Source organism: Propionicimonas sp. (assembly GCF_034927565.1).
In the GTDB taxonomy this organism is placed as follows: Bacteria; Actinomycetota; Actinomycetes; order Propionibacteriales; family Propionibacteriaceae; genus Propionicimonas.
In genome coordinates, this window is sequence record NZ_JAYFPT010000054.1 from 53924 (window position 1) to 77185 (window position 23262).

Consider the following 23262-nt stretch of genomic DNA (forward strand, 5'->3'; position numbering starts at 1 on the left):
GTTACCCGAGGGAGTACAGCGTGTTGAGAATCGGGATCATCGGCTGCGGGAAAATCGCCGAGGTGCGACACGCTCCGGAATACCACGAGAATCCCGACTGCGAGATCACGGCGTACTACGACGTCGACCCGCAGCGTTCGGCCCTCCTGGCCGGGCAGTTCGGTGGCCGGGTCTGTGACAGCGTCGCCGAACTCCTGGCCAGCGGGGTGGATGCAGTGAGTGTCTGCGTGGCCAACAACATGCACGCCGAGGTGAGCGTCGCCGCCCTGGACGCCGGCGCGCACGTGCTGTGCGAGAAGCCGATGGCGACCACGCCGCAGGGCTGCCGGGACATGCTGGCGGCTGCGGAGCGCGCCGGCAAGCGGCTGATGATCGGGCTCAACCAGCGGTTCGCCAGGGCACATGTCCGGGCGAAGGAGATCCTGGATTCCGCAGAGCTGGGCCAGGTACTCACCTTTCGGACCAACTTCTGCCACCCCGGCCCGGAAGGCTGGACGGGAAGGGCCGACTCCTGGTTCTTCGACCGCCGGGTCGCCTCCTTCGGCGTGATGGCCGACCTCGGGGTACACAAGACCGACCTGATCCACTACCTGACCGGTCAGCCAGTGGTGGCCACCTCCGCGGTGCTGGGCACGCTGGACAAGAAGCTGCCGGACGGCTCTCCGGTCAGCGTGGACGACAACGCCGTCGCCATCTACACGATGGCGAACGGGGCGATCGGCACGATGAACGTCAGCTGGACCGACTACGGCTCCGAGGACAACTCCACCCGGATCTACTGCACCGGTGGGGTGCTGCGGTTGTATGACGACCCGGAGTACTCATTGATCGTCGAGACCCCCGACCGGGTCGACCGTTACGCCCTCGATCAGCTGACCTCGAACAAGGAGCAGACCACCGGAGGCCGCACCTCCACCGGTGTGATCGATGCCTTCGTCACCTCGATCCTGACCGACTCGCCCTCCATCGCGGAAGGAGCCACCGCCGTGCACGCCATGGACGTCATCTTCGCCAACCAGCGCTCCTCCGAGTTGCGCCGCAGCGTCCGGATCGGCGAGGGAGAAGAGCTGCCATGACCCGCCGGGTCGCCTTGTCACCAGATGACGGGGCGTCCTGCGGCGATGGTGAACGACAACCACTAAGTCCACGGGTGTGAGGAAGCACCCGGGGGTTGAACAGAAAGGGAATAGTCCATGAGGAAGGCATTGATCGCGCTGGTCGGCGCCGCGATGGTTCTCGCGTCCGCCGCCTGCAGTGTCACCACTGGTGGCGGCGAGTCCGCCGCCCCGGGGGCGGCTGCCGGCAAGACTGTCTACGTTCTCGGCCCCACCCCGGACCACGGCTGGACGGCCCAGGCCGGTACCTACGGCCAGGCCAGGGTCGACGAGATCAACAAGGAAGGCAAGTACAAGGCCGAATACCAGGCGTCGTCGGACGGCGAGGCCCAGAACGACCTGGTCCAGACCATCATCGCCAACGGCGATGCGGCGGGCGTGGTGTTCTTCGCGCTGGACGATTCGGCCAAGTCGGGCCAGGAGGCCCTGATCGGGGCGAACATCCCGTTCATCTCCTTCGACCGCATCATCGAGGGCCCGGACAAGTCGGCGGTCCTGAACTTCTCCGGTGACAACTGGGCGGTGGGCGCCGGCATCGGCTACTGGCTGCAGAAGAACGGCATGAAGCCCGGTGACACCCTGGTGACCCTGATCGGCGACAACGGCACCGTCAGCTCGCGCCGCCAGGAGGGGTTCGAGCAGTTCCTGCTGGGTACCCGGGAGTACACCGACAATGTGACCAAGGAGACCAGCAAGACGACCCAGGCCTGGACACAGGACGAGGTCAACGCGCTGACCGCCACCTACAAGGAGGTCTGTGACTGGAGCGCTGACAAGGCCTACCAGTACCTGGAGCAGAAGCTCCCGGACATCATCGCCGACGCGAAGGCCAACGGGGGCAACCTCTACATCTTCTCGATGGACGATGAGATGACCTTCGGCTTCATGAACCTGCTGGAGGGCAACACCCTGACCGATGCGGCAAAGCAGGACCTGAAGGATCTGAACGTCTACGTCTCGGCCATCGGTGGCATGCAGGAGCTCTACGATGTGATGGCGGGCAAGGCCTCGCAGTCGAAGATCGCCGACGAGTACTTCGACGGCCTGATGAGCATGTGGTTCTCGCCGAAGATGATGACCACCGCGATCAACTTCATGCTCCAGTATCTGGATGGCACTGACTGGCCGTTCAAGGCTGGCGACGGCGAGTACGAGCCGACCTGGATCGTCGACAAGAGCAACGTCAGCCAGTTCGAAGGTTTCACCGGGCACTGATCGAATCGTTGGGGCGTCCGGTGCTGTCGGCGGGTGCGCAAGTCGCGCGCCCGCCGACAGGCTGGCGGGAGGAAGGGGGTGGCCGGTGAGTCTGCTGGAGATGACCGGGATCTACAAGTCGTTCGATGAGAACCAGGTGCTGAAGGGTGTCGACTTCTCCGTCGAGCGTGGCGAGGTTCATGCCCTGCTGGGGGAGAACGGAGCTGGCAAGTCAACCCTGTTGAACATCCTCGCCGGCGTCCTGCCGTCCGACAGCGGCATGATCGTGTTCGACGGCGAGCCCTACCCGCACCCCTCGATCACGCAGATGGAGAAGGCGGGGGTGGCCTTCGTCCACCAGGAGCTCAACGTCATCAACGACCTGACGGTGAGCGAGAACATCTTCTTCAACCACGAACTGACCTACCCCCTGGGTTTCCTGCGCCGGCGGGAGATGATCGAGGCCTCCCGTGCCCTGTTCGAGCGACTCGGCGTCGAGCTGGATCCGACGCTGAAGGTCACGGAGCTGAAGACCAGCCAGAAGCAACTGCTGGAGATCTGCCGGGCGCTGCACGCCGAGGCCACGCTGATGATCCTCGACGAGCCGACCACCGCCCTCGGCACCGACGAGGTCGAGCACCTGTTCTCGATCGTGAACAAGTTGCGCGCCGAGGGCAGATCGTTCATCTTCGTCTCCCACAAGATGCCGGAGGTGTTCGCGATCGCCGACTCGTACACCGTGTTCCGCAACGGGGCGCTGATCAGCTCCGGGCCGATCGCCGATGCGACGCCGTTCGCCATCACCCGGGACATGGTCGGCGAGAAGTATGCCGATCAGGACGTGTACCAGCCGCGTCGGTTGGGCGAGCCCGTGCTGGAACTGGACAATCTGACCTCGACGGCTTTCACCGATGTCAGCCTGACCCTGCGGCGGGGAGAGATCGTCGCGTTGACCGGCCTGGCCGGCTCGGGTGCGAGTGAGTTGATGCAGGCGATGTTCGGCGCCTTTCCCGTCCAGAGCGGCGAGATCAAGGTCGAGGGCAGATCGGTCACCGGCGCGATCCAGCGGTTCATGCGCCGCTCGGTCGGGATGCTGCCGGGGAACCGGAAGGAGAACTCGGTAGTCCCCGACGCCACCGTGCTGGAGAACGGCTATCTGGCCGAGCACAGCCTGTCCGCCCGCCGGCAGTGGATCAACAACAAGCAGGAGATCGAGAAGTACGAGGCGCTGAGACAGGCGCTCAGTATCAAGGCCCACAGCCCCCACGGATCGATCACGAGCCTGTCCGGCGGCAACCAGCAGAAACTGTTCCTGGCGCGCTGGCTCAACACCGATGCCGAGATCCTGCTGCTGGACAACCCCACCCAAGGTGTCGACGTCGGCGCGAAAGAGGAGATCTACGGCTTGATCCTGCAGTTGGCCACCGCGGGCAAGACGATCGTGATCAACACCTTGGAGATCCCCGAGATCCAGAAGGTCTCGGATCGTTGCGTTGTGCTCTATGCCGGCGCGGTGGTGGCCATCCTGGAGCACGACCAGATCAACGAACACGACGTCATGCTCTATTCGACCAACGCGATCAACGTAACAAAGGGTGAATGATGGCAGAGAAGAAGAACCGGAGCGCAGGGGGCGCGGTGGCGTCGCTGTGGCACAACCACAGCTACATCTTCGTGTTCCTGCTGATCCTGGTGGTCTACGCGATCACGATCCAGCTGAACGGCAGGGCCTTCACCCCCGGGCACGTCTCCTCGATCCTGTCCAGCCAGAACACGGTGGTCGTGGGCACGATGGCGATCGGCATGGCGCTGGTGATCATCACCGGTCAGATTGACCTGTCGATCGGCTCGGCGCTGGTGCTCACCACCGGCGTCACCGTCATCGCGTTCAATGCGACCGAGAACGTCCTGCTGACCGCGCTGGCTGCGCTGGGCACGGGCCTGCTGCTGGGGACGGTGAACGGAGTCCTGGTCGCCTATGCCCGGATCCCACCGTTCATCGTCACCCTCGGCACCATGCTGATCTACCGGTCGCTGGCACTGTGGGCGGTACGGGAGATCCCGCCGGAGGTGAGTGGTTCCTCGTCCAGTCAGTTCGCCATGAAGCCCGGGTCGGGCGCCTACGACTTCCTCCGGATGCAGTTCGGCACCGGATCGCTGCAGATTGCCGGCTTCTCGATCCCGTTCGTGTCGCTGCTGTTCGCCTGCTGCGTGGTGCTGTTCGTGTTCATCGCCCACAACACCAAGTACGGCAAGGCGGTTTTCGCGGTGGGCTCGAACGCCAAGGCCGCCCGGCTGTCCGGGGTCAACACCCAGCGCATCCAGGCATCGGTGTTCATGGTGACCGGACTGCTGGTCGGGGTTGCCAGCATCATCCAGGCCTGCAAGGTCGGCAACATCACCCCGGCCTCGTCGGGCCGTGCCTACGAGATGTATGCCATCGCCGCCGTCGTCCTCGGCGGGATCGCGATGGCCGGCGGTCGCGGCAACATGCTCGGCGTCCTGTTCGGCGTCCTGTCCTACGCCACCATCGACTTCATCATCGTCTCCATCCCGGCGCTCAGCGCGGATATCCAGGACACCTTCCAGGGCCTCGTCCTCATCCTGGTCATCCTCGTCCAGACTGCCGGACCTGCCATCCGCGAGAGACTCCAGCAATGGCAACGCCACCGGCGCCCGGCAGCGACGGCCAGGGCGACTGAACCGGCGTCCGGCTAGTGGCGCCCACTGGAGGTCTGCTGCCCTGATCACAGGTGCCTGGAGTTCGAGGTGCTGCGGGCCGGGGGCGGTCTGGCGTGCGCCCGCTCCCGGCCCGCAGCGGCAGCCTGGACGCTAGGGTGCTGGCAGGCGCAGGGACGCCGGGGACAGCGGCGTCTCGCGGGCGAACTGGAGGGACGATGACACAGCCGGGCTGGCGTGCGCGGGTGCGCTACGCCTTCGACAACTGGATGGCGCGCGGAACCGTCGCGATCATGGCCATGCTCGGGCTGGCGACGGTGGCCTTCGTCCTGGTGATGGCCATGGTCGTCGTGGTTCTTGGCGCCTATCCGGGCGACAACGACTTCGGCGACTTCTGGGACATTGCCTGGGGCAACCTGATGCGCACCCTCGACCCCGGGACGATGGGCGCCGACCTCGGCTGGGGCTTCCGGCTGCTGATGCTGGTGGTCACCATCGGTGGGCTGATCATCGTCGCCGGCCTGATCGGCATCGTCTCCGGCGGTTTCGACGACAAGATGCAGCAGTTGCGCAAGGGACGCAGTCTGGTGCTCGAACGCGACCACACCCTGATCCTCGGCTGGTCGCCGCAGTTGCTGCTGATCCTGCAGGAACTGGTCGAGGCCAACGCGTCCCGCCGCCGGGCCGCGATCGTGGTGCTGGCCGAGCGCGACAAGGTCGAGATGGAGGACGAGATCCGCGAGCACGTCGCGGATCCGGGACGGACCCAGATCATCTGCCGCACCGGTAACCCGATGTCGCCGGCCGACATCCGGATCGGCAACCCGCTGGCCGCCCGCAGCGTGATCGTGCTGACCGGCGAGGACGCCGCCGACCCCGACGCCGCCGCGATCAAGACCGTCCTGGCACTCTCCCACGCCCTTCCCGAGGACGATGCCGGCCCGCAGGTGGTCGCCGAGTTGCAGGATCCGGCCAACCTGGACGCCGCCCAGCTGGTCTCCCACGGGAACGTCCGCTGGCTGCTCACCGGGAGCCTGATCCACCGGTTGACCGCCCAGACCTGCCGACAGCGCGGGCTGAGCACCGTCTACACCGAGCTGCTGGACTTCGCCGGCAGCGAGCTGTACTTCACCGGGCAGCCCGAGCTGGCGGGCGGCAGCTACCTCGATGCGCAGTTCGCCTTCGCCGACTCGACGGTGGTCGGCCTGATCCGGGGCGAGGAGATCCTGCTCAACCCGCCCGCAGACACCACCGTGCAGCCGGAGGACCGGCTGATCGTCATCGCCGACGACGACAGCACGATCGCGACCGCGGCACCGGGCGAGGTCGACAACTCGGTGATCGTCCCCGGCTCGGCGCCGTCCACCGCGCCGGAACGTACCCTGATCCTGGGCTACAACGTCGGCGTCCCGGAGATCCTCAGCGAGTTGGCCGGGTATGTCCCGGCCGGTTCCTCGGCGTGCGTGGTGACCGCCACCCCGCCGTCTGGTGCTCCTGTGGTGCCGGGCCTCGCGGTCGAACTCCGGGAGGCCGACGTCACCAGCCGTGGGGTGCTGGAGGAACTGGACGTGGCAGGCTACGACCACATCCTGGTGCTGGCCGACCGCGGCCAGCCCGGCGCCCAGGCCACTGACGCCCGCACCCTGGTGACCCTGCTGCACCTGCGCGACATCGCCGAGCGCGCGGACGTCCGGCTGAACGTGGTCAGCGAGATGCTGGACGACCGCAACCGGGAGCTCGCCGAGGTGACCCGGGCCGACGACTTCATCGTCAGCGACCGGCTGGTCGGCCTGCTGCTGGCCCAGGTGAGCGAGAACGAGCGGCTGGCGGAGGTGTTCGCCCAGCTGTTCAGCGCCGAGGGCAGCGAGATCTACCTGCGTCCGGTGGAGCTGTACCTGCGGCCGGGGGCGGAGACCGACTTCTACACCGTCGTCGGCGCTGCGGCGGCCCGCGGCGAGACGGCGATCGGCTACCGGACGGGCGCCCATGCCCGTTCCGCTGCCCACAACTACGGGGTGACGGTGAACCCGGACAAGCGGGATCGGTTGACGCTGGCGCCTGCCGACTCCCTCATCGTCCTGGCTGACGACGAACGGTAGCGGTCAGGCGTCGACCTTCAGCCCTGCCATCGCGGTGCGGGCGTCGGGCACCAGGTCGGAGACGGTATCGGGGATCGAGGCGTAGTACAGCGAGGCCGACTCCACGCCGGTGTCGACGATCACGACGATTGCGAGTTCACCCTTGGTCTGCAGGCCGGGGATGTCGAAGCCCAGGTGGGACTCGATCACCCAGGCGTCGTGGCCGTCCACGGTGGTGGCCTTGTTGACCTGGTCGGCACGTTGCACGACAGCGTCGCCGTAGAACACGCCCACCACACATTTCATGACGATCTCGGCACCCTGTTCGGGGCTGAAGAAGCCGTCGCCGGCGACCAACTCGGCGACCAGGACGGAGGCCACCCAGGAGTGTCCGTTGCCGTCGTAGTTGTCCTCGACCAGGACTGACTGTTCGGCCACGTCGCGGCCGAACGGTACCCGGTTCTCCCCCTGGACGGCGCTCCACGGGCTGCCCAGCATCGGGTAGGAGAGCATGCCGCCGTACACCCGGCCATCGCCGTGCTGGGGTGGCGGCTCGGTGGTCAGGGTCGGATCGAGCGCGGGGCAGACGTTCTGCGACGGCACCCCGCTGGGCACCTGCGGGTCCACCGGGTCGGTGCCCAGAATGCCGCCCCGGCTGATGCTCTGGGTGACGAACCAGATGATCACCCCGATCGCGACGATCGCCGCGACGCCGCTGATCCACCACACGGTGTTGCGGCGCTGCGGGCCGAGGTCGGGTGGGGCCAGCGGACTGGTCGGTGGCGGGGTGACCGCGGGATTCGCGGTCAGCGCCGAGGTCCACTCGGTCCCCGTCCAGTACCGGTACATGCCGGGCTGGCCACCCGGATCCGGATACCATCCTGCGCCGCTCACGAGTGCAGTGTAGGGGCTGGGGAAAAGTCGTCCGGCAACCGGCGCGGGCTGCCGGTGGGATCAGCGGCGGACCGGGGGACGGTTCTACGGCCCGGCCCCGACTGGGACGCAGGAATCGCCTCCCGGGACTCACCCAACCGGACAGAGGAACCGTCCCCCGGCCCAGACTGGCCCAGGAACCGTCCCCTGGCCCACAGGTCAGCCGAAGCGGCCGGAGATGTAGTCCTCGGTGGCCTGGACGTCCGGGGTGGAGAAGATCTTCTCGGTCGCACCGACCTCGATCAGCTTCCCCGGGGAGCCGGTGCCGGCGATGTTGAAGAAGGCTGTGGTGTCCGACACCCGTGCCGCCTGCTGCATGTTGTGGGTGACGATGACCACCGTGTAGGTCTTCTTCAGCTCCTGGATCAGATCCTCGATCGCGAGGGTGGAGATCGGGTCGAGGGCCGAACACGGCTCGTCCATCAGGATCACCTCGGGCGCCATGGCGATCGCCCGGGCGATGCACAACCGCTGCTGCTGACCGCCGGAGAGCCCCGAGCCGGGCAGGCCGAGGCGGTTCTTGACCTCCTCCCACAGGTTGGCGCCGCGCAGCGCCCGCTCGACCAGGTCATCCTTCTCACTGGCGGGCATCCGCCGTGAGTTGAGCGTGATCCCGGCCAGCACGTTCTCCTTGATCGACATCGTCGGGAACGGGTTGGGACGCTGGAACACCATGCCGATCTGCCGGCGCACCCGCACCGGGTCGACGCCGGGCCCGTACAGGTTCTCGCCGTCGAGCAGCACCTCGCCCTCGACGTAGGCGCCGTTGATCACCTCGTGCATCCGGTTGAGCGTCCGCAGAAAGGTCGACTTGCCGCAGCCGGAGGGGCCGATGAAAGCGGTGACGGACCGTGGCTCGATGGTCATCGAGACGCCCTCCACGGCGCGGAACTTGCCGTAGTAGACGTTCAGGTCGGTGACGTCGATGCGCTTGGACAATGCATACTCCTCGGGTTCAGCGGCCGGTCTTCGGCGCGAAGCGGCGGGCGATCAGGCGGCCGATCAGGTTCAGCAGCATGACGATCAGGATCAGGGTGAGCGCGCCCGTCCAGGCACGATCGGTGTACGGCTCGGTGACCACCCCGGGGTTCTTGTAGGAGTCGTAGACGAACACCGACAGGGTCATCATCGGGTTGGCGAAGGGGTTGTTGTTCAGGCTGGCGGTGAAGCCGGCGGCGATCATCAGCGGCGCGGTCTCGCCGATCACCCGGGCGATCGCCAGGATGATGCCGGAGATCAGTCCCGAGATGGAGGTCGGGATCACGATCCGCAGGATGGTCTTCCACTTCGGCACCCCGAGCGCGTAGGAGGCCTCGCGCAACTCGTTGGGCACCAGTCGCAGCAACTCCTCGCAGGACCGCACCACCACCGGGATCATCAGCACCGACAGGGCGACCGAGCCGGAGAATCCGAAGGAGGCCCCGGGGCCGACCACGATCGCCATCAGCGCATAGGCGAACAGACCGGCAACGATGGACGGGATGCCGGTCATCACGTCCACGAAGAAGGTGATCGAGCTGGCCAGCCGGCCGCGGTTGCCGTACTCGGAGAGGTAGATGGCGGTCATCAGGCCGATCGGGATGGAGATCAGCGCGGCGAAACCGGTCACCCACAGGGTGCCGGCGATCGCGTGGGCGGCACCGCCCCCCTCCCCGACCACATTGCGCATCGAGTAGGTGAAGAACTGCAGGTCGAAACGATGGATGCCCTGGGTGACGACATCCCACAGCAGCGAGACCAGCGGCACCAGCGCCAGCACGAAGGCAGCCGAGATCAACGTCCGGGCGCGGCGGTCGGACGCCTGCCGGGCGCCCTCCACGACCCGGGCGGCCACCTCGACGATGACCAGGTAGAGGACGAAGGCGCTCACCGCGACGGCTGCCAGGTTCACCTGGCCGGCGGCGATCTGGCTGAGGACGAACCCGAGCGCCACCGCGACCAGCGCCGCGACGGTGGGGAACCAGCGGGGCAGCCGTCCGCTGGTGAGGCGGGTGGAGACCGGACGGACGGTGGTGGTCATCAGTTCGCTCCCGAGTAGGCCGCGCGGCGGGCGACGATCCAGCGGCCGATCATGTTCACGATCAGGGTGATCAGGAAGAGCACCAGGCCGGCGGCGATCAACTGCGCGCGCTTGAGGTCATAGGCCTCGCCGAAGTTCTGGGCGATGGTCGCCGCGATGGTGTTGGGGTTGTCGGAGGTGAGCAACTCGAAGGTGATGGTACGACCGCCGGAGAGCACCATCGCCACGGCCATGGTCTCGCCGAGGGCACGGCCCAGGCCGAGCATGACAGCCGCGACGATCCCGGGGCGGGCGAACGGCAGCACCGCCATCTTGATCATCTCCCAGCGGGTGGCGCCCAGTGCCAGCGCGGCCTCCTCGTGCAGCGTGGGGGTCTGCAGGAAGATCTCCCGGCACAGGCCGGTGATGATCGGCAGCACCATCACCGCCAGCACGATGGCGGCGGTCAGGATGGTGCGGCCGGTGCCGGAGATCTGGCCGGAGAACAGCGGGATCCAGCCCAGATTGGCGCCCAGCCAGACATAGAGGTCCTGGACCGCTCCCGCCAGGGTGCGGGCGCCCCACAGGCCGAAGACCACCGAGGGGACGGCCGCCAGCAGGTCGATCACGTAGCCGAGTGGCTGGGCGATCCGCCGGCTGGCGTAGTGCGAGATGAACAGCGCGATGCCCAGCGAGACCGGGACCGCCATCAGCAGGGCGAGTACGGCCGCCCAGATGGTGCCGAAGGCGTACGGCGCCACCCAGGAGAAGAAGGCGCCGTAACCTCTCGACTCCAGTTCCTCCGAGGAAGCGAACAGTGCGGGCGCGCCCTGGGCCAGCAGAAAGGCTGCCACCAGGGCGAGAATCACCAGGATGGTGATGCCGGAGCCGACCGCCAAGCCGCGGAAGACCGGGTCTCCGATGGGGCGGCGATCAGCAGCCGGGGCGTCCGCTGTCGCGACCGGCGGGCTGGTCGCCGGCGGAGTCACTGGTTTGGTTGTCGACATGGCCTTCCCTTTGTCTGACCCTGGTCACCGGGCGCGCACTGTGGCGATGGTAGGCCGTGCGGCCACCATCGCCACAGTGCGTCCGGTCACTTGACGGAGTCGAGCGACGCCTTGACCTGGGCCTGCAGATCGGCCGACAGCGGAGCGGAACCTGCGGCGGAGGCGGCTGCCGCCTGACCCTCGGCAGAGGCGACGTAGCCGAGGTAGGCCTTCACCAGTTCGGCCTTGGCCGAGTCCTGGTAGGTTTCGCAGACCAGGGCGTAGGAGACCAGCACGGCCGGGTAGACGCCTTCGGCGGCGCGATCGAGGTTGAGCGCCAGATCGTGCTCGGGACGGCCCTCGACCCGCGGGGAATGGTCGACGATCGCAGCAGCGGCCTCGGCAGTCGGCTGCTGCGGGGTGCCGGCCACCAGGAGCGAGGCCTTGCCCAGCTCGCCGGCGGCGGAGGCGTCGGCGTAGCCGATGGTGTTCTTGCCGTTCTTCACCGCGTCGATGACGCCTGAGGTGCCGGTAGCCTTCTCGCCGCCGCTGAGCGCCTCGGGCCAGTCGTCGGCCGCACCGTAGGTCCAGACCTCACCGGCCAGCTTGCTCAGGGTGTCGGTGAAGTTGTTGGTGGTGCCGGAGCCGTCCGCACGGTGCACCGCGGTGATCGTGGCGTCGGGCAGTGTCACCCCGGAGTTGGTGGCGGCGATCTTGGGATCGTTCCACGTGGTGATCTGGCCGGTGAAGATGCCGGCGGTGGTGGCGGCGTCCAGAGTGAGGTCGGTAACCCCCTCGACGTTGAACACGATCGCGATCGGCGAGATGTAGATCGGCAGGTTGAGCGCGCTGGAGTCGGCTGCGCAGCCGGCGAACTTGCCCGCCCCCAGCTCCTCGTCCTTGAAAGCCCGGTCGGAGCCCGCGAAGTCGGCGCCGCCACCGATGAAGGCTTCCCGGCCTGCGCCGGAGCCGTCCGGCTTGTAGTTGATGGTGACCCCGGTGTTGGCGGTCTGGAAGTCGGCGATCCACTTCTCCTGCGCGGCTTTGGTCGAGCTGGCGCCGATGCCCTGCAGGGTGCCGGACAGCGCGGTGCCGGAGGTGGAGGTGGTCGGAGCCGAGTTCTCGCCGCCCGGCGCGGCCGAGCTGGCCGGCGCTTCGTTGGCAGCGCACGCTGCGAGGCTCAAGGCTGTGGTGACCGCCACGACGGCGGCGGCAATGCGGGTGATCTTCACGCGCGTCCCTTCGGATGGGTACGTTCCTGTCTGTCGAGCGGATTGCTCACCGTTGAAACTGCCAGTGCCGGTTGACCGGTGGGGAACCCGATGGTGAACAACCGGTGAATTGCCGCGGAAGCTCTGCGCGGCATCGTTACCCGTCCGAGACCACCCGCTACCGCCCGGTTCGACGGGACGGTTCCGCCGCACCATCCCGACGGCTGCTGACCCAGGTTGGGGACCGCTCCAACTCGAGTCAGCTGACCTTCCGGAGCCTGACTCAAGGACGAACCCGGAGCTGGCTCAGACGCGGGGTTTGTGGAACTCGATGGACGCGGTGGCGCCGTCGGGGGTGAGATGGGCGATCAGGACCGCCCCCGGCTGCAGCGGGCGGACCGGGACGCCGAGGGCGTCCAGCATGGTCGGCAGCACCGGGCGGTGGCCGCAGATCGCCAGTGGCTCGCCACGCTCCAGCGTCTCGCTGACCAGGCGTTTCATCAGCGACGGCACCGCTTTGAGGTTCTGGGTGGCCTGCTCCTCGCTGAAGGTGGTCCAGGCTTCGACGTCGATCTTGGCAGCCTTACCGTAGGGCTTCAGGGTCTGCACGCAGCGTGTCGAACTGGACGACACCACCCGTGACACCCCGTACGCCCGTAGCAGCGGCACCAGCGCCTCGGCCTGCCGGCGGCCGCGCGAGTCCAGTGGACGGGCCTGGTCGCGTCCGGTCCAGTACTTGCGCAGCATCGCCTTGGCGTGCCGGACCACCAGCACCGCGACGGTGTCCGGCTGGGCGAGCGCCCGTTCCAGCACCGGTACCTCGTCGCCGTAGGTGAGCATGGACAGCGCCCGGTCGACCGGTATCCAGCTGGTCTCGTCCACCTCGGCGGTCGGCTTGTGCCTGCCATTGCGCACCGCGTGGCCGTGCCAGTAATCCACCGACTTCTGCCCGGACGAGACCGGGTAGCGAACCCGGCCCACCGGCGCCCCCAGCCGCACCCGGACGCCGGTCTCCTCCCGGGTCTCCCGCACCGCGCAGGCGGCGAGGTACTCGTCGGGGTTGACCTTGCCCTTCGGCAGGCTCCAGTCGTCGTACTTCGGACGGTGCACCAGCAGCACCTGCTGCACGCCCTTCTTGGTACGGAAGACGACCGTCCCGGCGGCAGCGATCCGCTTGCCGCCCCGTTTCGTGGCGTTCTGCCTGTCGCTCATCTCACCGGGCCACTTCGGCGCGACGCTGACCCATGACGTTGATCAGGTGCTCCTGGATGTCGAGCAGCGGGGCGCCGTCGGCGTCCAGGGTGCGCGGCGTCCAGGTGTCACCCTCGAGCCACCAGGACGCGGTCCGGTCGTCGAAGGCCAGGTCGAACAGCGACTCGATCTGGGCGATGTGCCGGGGGTTGGTCAGCCCGACCAGCACTTCGACGCGGCGGTCCAGGTTGCGGTGCATCAGGTCGGACGAGCCGATCGCCACCAGCGGATGGCCGCCGTTGGCGAACCAGAACAACCGGCTGTGTTCCAGGAAGCGGCCCAGGATGGACCGGACCCGGATGTTCTCGCTCAGCCCGGGGATGCCGGCCTTGACGCTGCAGATGCCCCGTACCCACAGATCGACCGGGACGCCGGCCTGCGATGCCCGGTACAGCGCATCGGTGATCGCCTCGTCCACGATCGAGTTCACCTTGATCCGCACCCGTGCCGGGATCCCGTCGCGGTGGTTGGCGATCTCGGAGTCGATGGCGGCGATGATCCCCTTGCGGGTGCTGTGCGGTGCCACCAGCAGCCGCCGGTAGCCGGTCTCCTGGGACATCCCCGAGAGGTGGTTGAACAGCCTGGCCACGTCCTCGGTGATCACCGGATTGGAGGTCAGCAGCCCCATGTCCTCGTACAGCCGGGCGGTCTTGGGGTTGTAGTTGCCGGTACCGATGTGGCAGTACCGCCGCAGCCCGCGCGGTTCCTCGCGGACCACCAGCGAGAGCTTGCAGTGGGTCTTCAGCCCGAGCATCCCGTAGACCACATGGCAGCCGGCCTTCTCCAGTTTGCGGGCCCACTCGATGTTGGCCTGCTCGTCGAACCGGGCCTTGATCTCCACCAGCGCCAGCACCTGTTTGCCGGCCTGCGCGGCCTCGATCAGGGCATCGATGATCGGTGAATCGCCGGAGGTGCGGTAGAGGGTCTGCTTGATTGCCAGGACGGACGGGTCGGCGGCCGCCTGCTCGATGAACCGCTGGACGGAGGTCGCGAACGAGTCGTAGGGGTGGTGCAGCAGCACGTCGTGCCGTTTGAGCGCGGCGAACAGGTCGGCCGGGCGGGCGGTCTCGACCTCGGCGAGCTCGGGATGGGTCTTGGGCAGGAAGGCCGGGTAGGTGAGCGCCTCCCGGTCGAGGTCGGCCAGAGCGAACAGCCCGGTGAGGTCGAGCGGGCCGGGCAGCCGGAAGACCTCCTTCTCGCTGATGTCGAGTTCGCTGCTCAGCAGCGCCAGCATCTTCTCGTCGATGTCGTCCTCGACCTCGAGCCGGACCGGTGGACGGCCGACCTTGCGGCGCAGCAATTCCTTCTCCAGCGCGTAGAGCAGGTTCTCGGCGTCGTCCTCCTCGACCTCGAGATCCTCGTTGCGGGTCACCCGGAAGGTGCTGTGGCCGATCACCTGCATGCCGGAGAAGACCTCGCCGAGGTGACTGGCGATCACGTCCTCCAGCGGGACGAACCGGCCGCCGCCGAGCGGGATGAACCGGCTCAGGATGGTGGGCACCTTGATCCGCGCGAACTGCCGGGCGCCGGTGACCGGGTTCTTCAGCAGCACGGCCAGGTTGACGCTCAGCCCGGAGATGTACGGGAAGGGGTGGGACGGGTCGACCGCCAGCGGGGTGAGGACCGGGAAGATCCGTGCCTCGAACAGGTCGGTCATCTGGCCGCGCTCGTCGGCGGTGAGCTGGTCCCAGCGCAGGATCTCGATGCCGTGCTCGGCCAGGGCGGGCCGGATCTCCTCGGTGAACACCCGGCACTGGGCGTCCACCAGTTCGCGGATCCGGGCCAGGATCACGTCCTGCAGTTCGCGGGGCAGCAGGCCGGAGGCGCTGGGGACGGCGACCCCGGCGGCGATCCGGCGCTTCAGACCGGCGACCCGCACCATGAAGAACTCGTCGAGGTTGGAGGAGAAGATCGCCAGGAAACGGGCGCGCTCCAGCAGTGGCACCCGCACCGCGTCGCGCGCGAGGTCGAGCACCCGCTCGTTGAATGCCAGCCAGGACAGCTCGCGGTCGCTGAACCGGTCGCCGGGCAGGTCGGGAAGTCTCTCGGCAGCCTCGGCGCCCGGGGCGTTCGCGGCGTCGCTCATACTCCCTCCTGCTCCCCTTGGGGGACGTAGAGCACGTCCCGGTGGATGACGGCGAATCCGGCTGACTCGTACAGTCCTACCGCGACTGTATCGGCCTTGTCGACGTACAGGATCACGCTCCGGCAACCCGCGCTCGCCAGGTGGTCGAGACCTGCGGCCAGCAGGCGCCGCCCCAGGCCCCGACCCTGTGCCGACGGGTCCACGCCGAGCACATAGACCTCGCCGACGTCACCGACCCGTTTGGTCCAGTGGAAGCCCAGCAGCCGGCCGTCCTCCACCGCGACGATCAGGCCTTCGGGGTCGAACCAGTCCTCGGCCATCCGGGATGCCAGACCGGCGGCGTCCAACCCGCCCTGCTCGGGGTGGTGGGCGAAGGCGGCCGCGTTCACTGCCAGCAGCGCCTTGGCGTCGCCAGGGAGGTACCCGCGCAGTTCGATCCCGGTGGCCGCGCGCACAAACCGGGCAGTAGAGGTGGTTGGCGTGGATAATCCACGCGAGTCCCCGAAATCGCCCGGTTTGTGTTCGAAGACCTTCTCCATCACCAGCAGGGCACGTCCTTCGACCAGGCCGAAGTGGTGCGCGAGCCCTCGCGCGGCCGGGGCATCACCGAAGGCCCACAGCCGCGGCGCGGCCAGTTCGGCCAGCTGGTCGACCAGCCGGCGTCCGATACCGCGACGCCGCTGGGCAGGGTCGACCACGAGCTGGGTGGTGCCGTGGTCGGCGCTGTAGGCGAGGTAGCCGGCGAGCTCTCCGTCCTCGTGGTGGAGCAGGTGGCGGTAGGAGCCAGTGTTGCGGGCGAGGTGGGCGTCCTCGTTGAGGGCGGAAGTGCCGTCGACGCCCGCCGCCCGGTCGACCAGCGCGTCAACGGCGGCAGCCTCGTCAGTGGTGAGGGATGACTTCCACATGCGAGCAGGGTAACGCCCGCGGCTCGCCCGAGGGAGGTGGCCGATCACGCTCGCCCTCGGGACCGGCCGGCGCTCAGCGCCGAGTCCCCTCGGGGGAGAACCGGTAGCCGACATTGCGAACCGTGCCGATCAGCGCCTCGTGCTCGGGGCCGAGCTTGGCGCGCAGCCGCCGGATGTGGACGTCCACCGTCCGGGTGCCGCCGTAGTAGTCGTAGCCCCAGACATCGGCCAGCAGGTGCTCTCGGCTGAACACCCGGCCGGGATGCTGCACCAGGTACTTCAGCAGCTCGAACTCGGTGTAGGTGAGGTCGAGCGGCTCGCCGTCCTTGACCGCGGAGTAGGCCGCGTCGTCGATCACGATGCCGCCGGAGGAGATCAGGCCGTCGTTGCCGCCGGCGGTCATCAGCAGCCGGATCCGGGCTTCCCACTCCGACAGCCCGGCGGTCTCGACGATCACGTCCGACAGCCCCCAGTCGGCACTCACCGCGGCCAGCCCGCTCTCGGCGAGCAGCAGCAGCAGCGGGACGGTGCTGCCGCTGGAGCCGAACAGCCGGGCCATCATCCGGGCACCGGCCAGATCGGCCCGGCCGTCCAGCACAACCAGGTCGACCCTGGCTGACTCGGTGAGCGCCTGGGTGTCGGCGGCGATCAGGTGGATCTCGTGGGGGAGCAGCGTGAGCACCGGCAGAGATCGTTCGGCGGAGCCCTCCTGGGCCAGGGCGTTGCTGACCACCAGCAGTTGCGCCATCCTCACCTCCCCGGTGTCGCCTCGGCAGTCAGAATAGTGGTCGCGGGCCGGGCCGGGGTGCGGGAAGCCCGGGATGGATGGCGCAAGGGGGCTGAGGCGACGGTGTTCTGGTCCCCTCAGCCGTCGAGGACCAGGGTGACCGGGCCGTCGTTGACCAGTTCGACTGCCATGTGGGCGCCGAACCGGCCGGTCGCCACCTGGGCGCCGCGGGAGCGGAGGGCGGCGACGAAGGCATCGACCAGCGGTTCGCTGACCGGACGCGGCGCGGCCGCCGACCAGGAAGGACGGCGGCCCTTGCGGGTGTCGGCGTAGAGGGTGAACTGGCTCACCACCAGCAGTGGTGCGTTCGCATCGGCGCAGCTCTGCTCGTCGGGCAGGATGCGCAGCGTCCAGATCTTGCCGGCCAGCTTGTCGGCCACCTCGGCGGTGTCGTCGTGGGTTATCCCGAGCAGCACCAGCAGCCCGGGAGAGTCGATCCGCCCGACCACCTCGCCGTCGACGGAGACCGACGCTTCCGACACCCGCTGCACCACCGCTCGCACGCCGCGATCGTAGTGGCGCCGGACGTCATCTCACCATCAGCGACGGTTGGTTGGCCGCTGCCGGAGGCGGTGGGAGAGTGATTCCCATGTCCGATCTGGTGGCCCCGCGCACCGGGCCGATCGCCGGGACGCCGGACCAGTCGATGCTCCGGCGGATCGCCAGCCTGCTCGCCCCCTACCGGTGGTGGCTGCTGCTGGTGGCTGTGACGGTGGTCGTCTCCGCGGCGCTGAGCTCGGTGGCGCCCTTCCTCACCCGCGCGGTATTCGACAACGCGCTGTTCCCGGTTCAACCTGACGGCAGTACCGGCCAGCCCGATCTCACCCTGCTCTCCTGGCTGGTCGGTGGACTGATCGCGATCCCACTGGTCAGCGCCCTGATCGGGGTCGGACAGACCTACCTCACCAACCGGGTGGGCAATGCGGCGATGGCCGAACTGCGGGTGTCGCTGTTCGAGCACCTGGAGAAGATGGAGCTGGCCTTCTTCACCTCCACCAAGACCGGCGACATCCAGTCGCGGCTGGCCAATGACGTCTCGGGGGTGCGCAACGTCCTGACCACGACAGCCTCCACCATCCTGCAGAACGTGGTGACGGTGATCGCCGCGTTCGTCTCGATGATCCTGCTGAGTTGGCAGTTGACCATCATCAGCCTGATCCTGATGCCGGTCTTCATGGTGATCCAGCTCCGGGTCGGGGCCCGGCGCAAGCAACTGCAGAAGCGCACCCAGGAGAACCTCTCGGAGATGACCGCGATCACCGAGGAGTCGCTGGGTGTCTCCGGAGTGCTGCTGGCGAAGGTGTTCCGCCGCTCCGAACTTGAAGTGGCGCGGTATCGCCGGGCCAATCGTCGGCAAACCCGGCTGCAGCTGAAGCAGGCGATGACAGGGCAGGCCTTCTTCTCCATCGTCTCGACCTTCTTCGGGCTCACCCCGGCGATCGTCTACCTGGTCGCCGGCCTGCTGATCAATGGCGGGACCCTGATCGGCGGCCAGGCGCTCACGGCCGGCACGATCATCGCCTACACCACCCTGCAGGCCCGGCTGCAGCAGCCGCTGGTCGGGCTGATGCGGGTGACGATGGACGTCCAGACCTCGTTCGCCCTGTTCGGGCGGCTGTTCGAGTACCTCGACATGGAGCCGTCGATCACCGACGCACCGGACGCCCGGCCACTCGCCGAAGTGCGCGGCCGGGTTGAACTGCGCGACGTCTGGTTCCGCTACCCGGAGCCCCGGACGCTCGCCACCCCGGCCGGTGCGAGCCCCGAGGCGATCGAGGAGGCCGCCCGGCGGGAGGCCCGCAAGCAGCGCCGGTCAAGCCGCTACGGCCGTGACTACCGCGCCCTCGAGGTGCCGACCATGACCAGTCTGGCCGACGGAGCCGGTGGGCTGGTGGTGCGCAGCGCGTCCGTCCTCGGGCTGGCGCCCGCGGTGGCGATCCCCGATTCCCCGGTCTCGGCGGACGAGCCGCCGGACAACCGGCCCGGCGAGGATCTGGACGGTGACGGCCGGATCAGCGACGACGAGCGCTGGGCGCTGTCGGGGATCTCGCTCACCGTTGAACCGGGGCAGCTGGCGGCGATCGTCGGGCCGTCCGGGTCGGGCAAAACCACGCTGACCTACCTGATCCCGCGGCTGCACGAGGTGACCAGGGGGGCGGTGCTGATCGACGGCCGCGACGTCCGCGATGTCACCCTCGACTCGCTGGCGGACGCAGTCGGGATGGTCACCCAGGAGCCCTACCTGTTCCACGGCACCATCACCGAGAACCTGCGCTACGCCCGTCCGGACGCCACCGACGCCGAGATTGTCGAGGCCTGCCGGGCGGCCAACATCCATGACCGGATCATGAGTTTCGCCGATGGCTACGAGACCATCACCGGCGAACGTGGTTTCAGGCTCTCCGGCGGCGAGAAACAGCGGCTGGCGATCGCCCGGGTGCTGATCAAGGATCCGCGCATCCTGATCCTGGACGAGGCCACCTCCGCTCTCGACACCGCCACCGAGCGGCTGGTGCAGGAGGCGCTGGAGAATGCGATGGCTGACCGCACCACCTTCGCGATCGCGCACCGGCTCTCGACGATCATGAACGCCGACGTGATCTTCGGCATCGCCGACGGAGAACTGATCGAGCAGGGCACCCACGCTGAACTGCTCGCCAGGGGCGGCCTGTACGCCCGGCTGTATGAGGAGCAGTTCGGCGGCGGCACTGTCGAGGCCCGCTGTGACGACGCGGTGCTGTTCTGCGATGGGACGAGGCTGCAGCACCGGCTGGGCCCACCCAAGGCCGATATGCCGGTGTGAACGGTAGTCAGGTGTGAGCCGCCGGCCGGTGCGGCCGGGGGATGGCCACGATGGTGACCAGCTTTTCGAGGCCGCGGTAGTCGTCCGGGTTGGTGGTACAGAGCGGCAACTGTTCGGTGGCGGCGGTGGCCGCGATCATCAGGTCCGATGTCCGGCTGCGGGGCACCCGGCCCAGCGCCAGGATGGCGGCCGCCATCCGTCCGTACATCCGTGCCGCTGCGGCAGTGTAGGGGATCGGATCGAACTCAGCCTCCGCCTGCTGCAGCAGCACCAGCCGCTCCGAACGCAGCAGGTCTGCGTCCGGGAGATCCGGTCGCACTTGGTGGACACCAGCGGCGAGTTCACCCAGGACCACCGCGCTGATGGCGCACTCCTGCGGTAGCAGGGATTCGTCGATCAGGGCACGCAGGATCAGGATGTTGGTGTCCAGCATGCCCTGCCGCATGCTCACCTGACGGCTCGCTCGAACGGATCGTCGATGGCGGAGTCGATGGCTGCGTCAATGTCCGCCCGGAACCGGTCGGCATCGATCACGGGTAGCTGCCGCGAGGCGTGGACGAAGTCCGCTCGCCCGACGAAGCGCTTCGGCCGGCGCAACGGGATCAGCTCGCCGATCTGGCGTCCGTCGCGGGTCACCGTGAACGACTCGCCACGCTCCACCGCGTCCATGATCTCCCGCGAGCGCATCCGCAGATCACGTTGACTGATCTCCTGCGGGGCACCCATGAGCACAGGGTAGCACCAGGTGGCACGGTCGGCGATGGCCATGCTGCGGTGACCGTGCCGGGTGCGGGGGCGGACGCTGGGCGCCGACCACGAGCCGACCCTCGACGACTGGCGGCTCGTCGTGGAACGGGCGGCCGACCTGCAGCGAGCGGTGGCCGGGCACCGGGACGCGATGCTGGCGACCGGACTCCCCGACTGCGCACCTGGCACGGTGCTTGAGCGCTTCGACGCGGTGTACGAGCGACTGCGCACCATGCCGGTGGGTCACCCCAGCCGGCTGACCGATGAGGAGGCCGCGTTGCTGGCCGATCGTCGGGGGAGCGTGGCGGCGGCGGGCGACCTGCTCGTGGACGCCGCCCTGCCCGACACGCTTCAGCACGGTGATCTGCATCCGGGCAACGTCTTCGCTTGCGACCGGGGCCGGTTCGACTTCGGGGACGCCCAGTGGGCGCCGGCTGCCGAGGTGTTGTGCATCCCCCAGGCAGTTCTCGAATCGGACGGCCTCGCGTGGCAGCCGGTGTTCGAGGCCTACGCCGATCGGTGGGGCGATCTCGTCGATCCGGCGGGGACTCGTGCACTTCTGCGGGCGGCCGCACTGACGCACCCGATCAACCGGGCCGAAACCTGGTTGGGCGCGCTCGCCGAGGCGACTGATGATGAGGCCGCCGACTGGGGCGAGGCCCCCAGGAGACACGTGCTACGGCTGTTCGGCTGATACCCCGGCAAGACATCCAGGGAAGCAGCCGACGAGCTTCCGGGTCCAGCCTCGAAGGCTGGGCGCTGGCCCTTCGACAGGCTCAGGGATCGTTGGGGAAGGTATCCTGCCCGGGTGCTGTTGGGGAGTTCAGTGACGGTCATCGTGGTCGTGATCGGCTGCGCGCTGGTGCTGGTGGCCGCGGTGATCGGGATCGTCCGGCTGGTCCGCGGCAAGAAGGAGTGAGATGTTCGAGATCCCGTCCGACCTCAACCCCGCGCTGGTAGGGCTGGCCTGGTTGCGGGGACGTTGGGAGGGTACTGGCTACCGGCAGTGGCCCGGTGAGGCGAAGACCTCCTACGCGATTCAGATCGATTTCGCCGACAACGGCGGCGACTACCTGCACTACCTCTCGCAGAGCTTCGAGACCGACGACGAGGGCCGGCCGGTGAAGGCGCTGGCGATGGAGACCGGGTTCTGGCGTCCGCTGGCCGACGGCAGCGTGGACGTCATGATGTGCAGCCCGGAAGGGTACGCCGAGATCTGGTTCGGCAAGCTCGCCCCGGGCCGGATCGACCTGATCACCGACGCCGTCGCCCGCACCAACCAGGCCGCCGTGGCCTACACCGCTGGCCGCCGGCTCTACGGGCTGGTCGACGGCAAGCTGATGTTCTCCTTCGACCGGGCCACCACCGAGCACGACCTGCAGTCGTACCTCTGGGCAACCCTGGAGCGCCGATGACCGCGGTGCGGCACACCGAGGGCCCGGACGCCGGCGCTGTCTGGCACTACGGCGACCCGCTGCGCGAGCAGCGCCGGCTGGGCGCTGGCCAGGCGAGCGTCGACCTGTCCCACCGTCCGGTCTTCTCGATCACCGGACGCGATCGGCTCCGCTGGCTGAACGACATCTCCTCCCAGGATTTCGCCTCACTGGCACCCGGACAGCCCACCGCTGCTTACATCCTGGACGCGCAGGGCCACCTCACCCACGTGTTCGGCGCGATGGACGACGGCGAGACCCTCTGGGCGCACACCGAGCCCGGCCACGCCGAGCCGCTGCTGGCCTGGCTGCAACGGATGGTCTTCGCCGCCCGGGTCGAGATCGCCGAGCAGCCGGACAAGCGGCTGGTCCTGCCGGCCGGAGCGCCAGCCCCAGTCGTGGTCGATGCCGCCGCTGTCGAGGAGGTCCTCGGTGAGGTCCGGGCAGGCACCTGGGCGATGGAGGCACTGCGGATCGCCGCCGGACAGCCGCGCGTCTTCCTCGACACCGACGAGAAGACGATCCCGAACGAACTGGCCAACCCCGAGAACAATCTGCTGGGCCCGGCCACCCACCTGGCGAAGGGCTGCTATCCCGGCCAGGAGACCGTTGCCCGGATCTACAACCTCGGCCGTCCGCCCCGTCGGCTCACCCTGCTGCACCTGGACGGCAGCGCCGAACGGCTGCCTGCTGTCGGTGCCGACGTGATGGCTGGCGACCGGGTGGTCGGACGGATGGGCAGCTCCGAACGGCACCACGAACTGGGCCCGATCGGACTGGCTCTGGTGAAGCGGCAGCTGCCCACTGACGCGGACCTGGTGGTCGACGGCATCGCCGCCGGGCAGCAGGTGCTGGTCGACCCGGAGGCCGGACTGCACTGGCGGCCCGCCGCCGGCCTGGGCCGGCGCTGATCCGGGGCCAGGCTTGACCTGACGTGATTCTGCAGGTCGATTGCGTCGAGCCGGCAGAATCGGCCGGCGTCGTGCATCGAGCAGACGAATTGCGTCACGCAGGATCAGGACGCGTTGGGGCGGCACGTCCGGCAGGGCGAGGCT

The 23262-nt window shown here is 68.3% G+C and carries 21 protein-coding genes; 9 read left to right on the top strand and 12 right to left on the bottom strand.

Translation table 11 applies throughout. The features are described 5' to 3' along the window. Positions 1-20: 20 nt before the first annotated feature. From VB080_RS10935 to VB080_RS10955, 5 genes are all read left to right on the top strand, one after another. Positions 21-1076 carry a Gfo/Idh/MocA family oxidoreductase gene (locus VB080_RS10935; RefSeq protein ID WP_323418475.1) on the top strand — a complete coding sequence of 352 codons (1056 nt, stop codon included), beginning with the start codon at positions 21-23 and terminating at the stop codon, positions 1074-1076. Positions 1077-1193: 117 nt separating this feature from the next. Next, positions 1194-2330 carry a sugar ABC transporter substrate-binding protein gene (locus VB080_RS10940; protein ID WP_323418476.1) on the top strand — a complete coding sequence of 379 codons (1137 nt, stop codon included), beginning with the start codon at positions 1194-1196 and terminating at the stop codon, positions 2328-2330. Between the two features lie 85 nt (positions 2331-2415). Then, on the top strand, positions 2416-3912 hold the full coding sequence (locus VB080_RS10945; RefSeq protein ID WP_323418477.1) for a sugar ABC transporter ATP-binding protein: 1497 nt from the start codon (positions 2416-2418) through the stop codon (positions 3910-3912). Then, positions 3912-5027, top strand: a complete 1116-nt coding sequence (locus VB080_RS10950; protein ID WP_323418478.1) for an ABC transporter permease — start codon at positions 3912-3914, stop codon at positions 5025-5027. The genes VB080_RS10945 and VB080_RS10950 overlap by 1 nt, the downstream gene beginning before the upstream one ends. Before the next feature lie 179 nt (positions 5028-5206). Further along, positions 5207-7087, top strand: a complete 1881-nt coding sequence (locus tag VB080_RS10955; protein WP_323418479.1) for a CASTOR/POLLUX-related putative ion channel — start codon at positions 5207-5209, stop codon at positions 7085-7087. 3 nt (positions 7088-7090) lie between these two features. Here VB080_RS10955 and VB080_RS10960 read toward each other — a convergent pair whose 3' ends face one another. The 10 genes from VB080_RS10960 to dtd form a co-directional block, all read right to left on the bottom strand. After that, positions 7091-7960, bottom strand: coding sequence for a DUF2510 domain-containing protein (locus VB080_RS10960; protein WP_323418480.1), 870 nt, complete (start codon positions 7958-7960; stop codon positions 7091-7093). Positions 7961-8158: 198 nt separating this feature from the next. Beyond that, positions 8159-8938, bottom strand: a complete 780-nt coding sequence (gene pstB, locus VB080_RS10965; protein ID WP_323418481.1) for a phosphate ABC transporter ATP-binding protein PstB — start codon at positions 8936-8938, stop codon at positions 8159-8161. A gap of 16 nt (positions 8939-8954) precedes the next feature. Next, entirely contained in the window at positions 8955-10019 is a 1065-nt protein-coding gene (pstA, locus tag VB080_RS10970; RefSeq protein WP_323418482.1) for a phosphate ABC transporter permease PstA, read from the bottom strand. Continuing rightward, the gene (gene pstC / locus VB080_RS10975; protein ID WP_323418483.1) at positions 10019-11005 is read right to left on the bottom strand and encodes a phosphate ABC transporter permease subunit PstC; all 987 of its coding nucleotides are present in this window, start codon (positions 11003-11005) and stop codon (positions 10019-10021) included. The genes pstA and pstC overlap by 1 nt, the downstream gene beginning before the upstream one ends. Positions 11006-11091: 86 nt before the next feature. Continuing rightward, entirely contained in the window at positions 11092-12216 is a 1125-nt protein-coding gene (locus tag VB080_RS10980; RefSeq protein WP_323418484.1) for a phosphate ABC transporter substrate-binding protein PstS, read from the bottom strand. Between the two features lie 285 nt (positions 12217-12501). After that, entirely contained in the window at positions 12502-13407 is a 906-nt protein-coding gene (locus VB080_RS10985; protein WP_323418485.1) for an NUDIX hydrolase, read from the bottom strand. 1 nt (position 13408) lies between these two features. Next, positions 13409-15532 (bottom strand): RNA degradosome polyphosphate kinase, encoded by a 2124-nt coding sequence (locus VB080_RS10990; protein ID WP_323418486.1) that lies wholly within the window; start codon positions 15530-15532, stop codon positions 13409-13411. Continuing rightward, positions 15529-16437: a mycothiol synthase gene (mshD, locus tag VB080_RS10995; RefSeq protein ID WP_323418487.1), complete on the bottom strand. Its 909-nt coding sequence runs from the start codon at positions 16435-16437 to the stop codon at positions 15529-15531. The genes VB080_RS10990 and mshD overlap by 4 nt, the downstream gene beginning before the upstream one ends. 73 nt (positions 16438-16510) lie before the next feature. Next, positions 16511-17185 (bottom strand): response regulator transcription factor, encoded by a 675-nt coding sequence (locus VB080_RS11000; RefSeq protein ID WP_323418488.1) that lies wholly within the window; start codon positions 17183-17185, stop codon positions 16511-16513. Between the two features lie 116 nt (positions 17186-17301). Then, positions 17302-17727, bottom strand: coding sequence for a D-aminoacyl-tRNA deacylase (dtd, locus tag VB080_RS11005; RefSeq protein WP_323418489.1), 426 nt, complete (start codon positions 17725-17727; stop codon positions 17302-17304). Between the two features lie 86 nt (positions 17728-17813). On the opposite strand from dtd, the gene VB080_RS11010 reads away from it, so the two are divergent. Then, positions 17814-20027, top strand: a complete 2214-nt coding sequence (locus VB080_RS11010) for an ABC transporter ATP-binding protein (RefSeq protein ID WP_323418490.1) — start codon at positions 17814-17816, stop codon at positions 20025-20027. 7 nt (positions 20028-20034) lie between these two features. On the opposite strand, the gene VB080_RS11015 is transcribed toward VB080_RS11010, so the two are convergent. Together VB080_RS11015 and VB080_RS11020 are read right to left on the bottom strand one after the other, a co-directional pair. Then, positions 20035-20472, bottom strand: a complete 438-nt coding sequence (locus VB080_RS11015; protein ID WP_323418503.1) for a type II toxin-antitoxin system VapC family toxin — start codon at positions 20470-20472, stop codon at positions 20035-20037. Between the two features lie 2 nt (positions 20473-20474). Further along, the gene (locus tag VB080_RS11020; RefSeq protein WP_323418491.1) at positions 20475-20753 is read right to left on the bottom strand and encodes a type II toxin-antitoxin system prevent-host-death family antitoxin; all 279 of its coding nucleotides are present in this window, start codon (positions 20751-20753) and stop codon (positions 20475-20477) included. 61 nt (positions 20754-20814) lie between these two features. On the opposite strand from VB080_RS11020, the gene VB080_RS11025 reads away from it, so the two are divergent. From VB080_RS11025 to VB080_RS11035, 3 genes are all read left to right on the top strand, one after another. Continuing rightward, entirely contained in the window at positions 20815-21468 is a 654-nt protein-coding gene (locus tag VB080_RS11025; protein ID WP_323418492.1) for a phosphotransferase, read from the top strand. Positions 21469-21694: 226 nt separating this feature from the next. After that, positions 21695-22189, top strand: coding sequence for an FABP family protein (locus tag VB080_RS11030; protein WP_323418493.1), 495 nt, complete (start codon positions 21695-21697; stop codon positions 22187-22189). Next, on the top strand, positions 22186-23118 hold the full coding sequence (locus tag VB080_RS11035) for a folate-binding protein (RefSeq protein WP_323418494.1): 933 nt from the start codon (positions 22186-22188) through the stop codon (positions 23116-23118). Before VB080_RS11030 ends, VB080_RS11035 begins: the two co-directional genes overlap by 4 nt. Positions 23119-23262 lie beyond the last annotated feature (144 nt).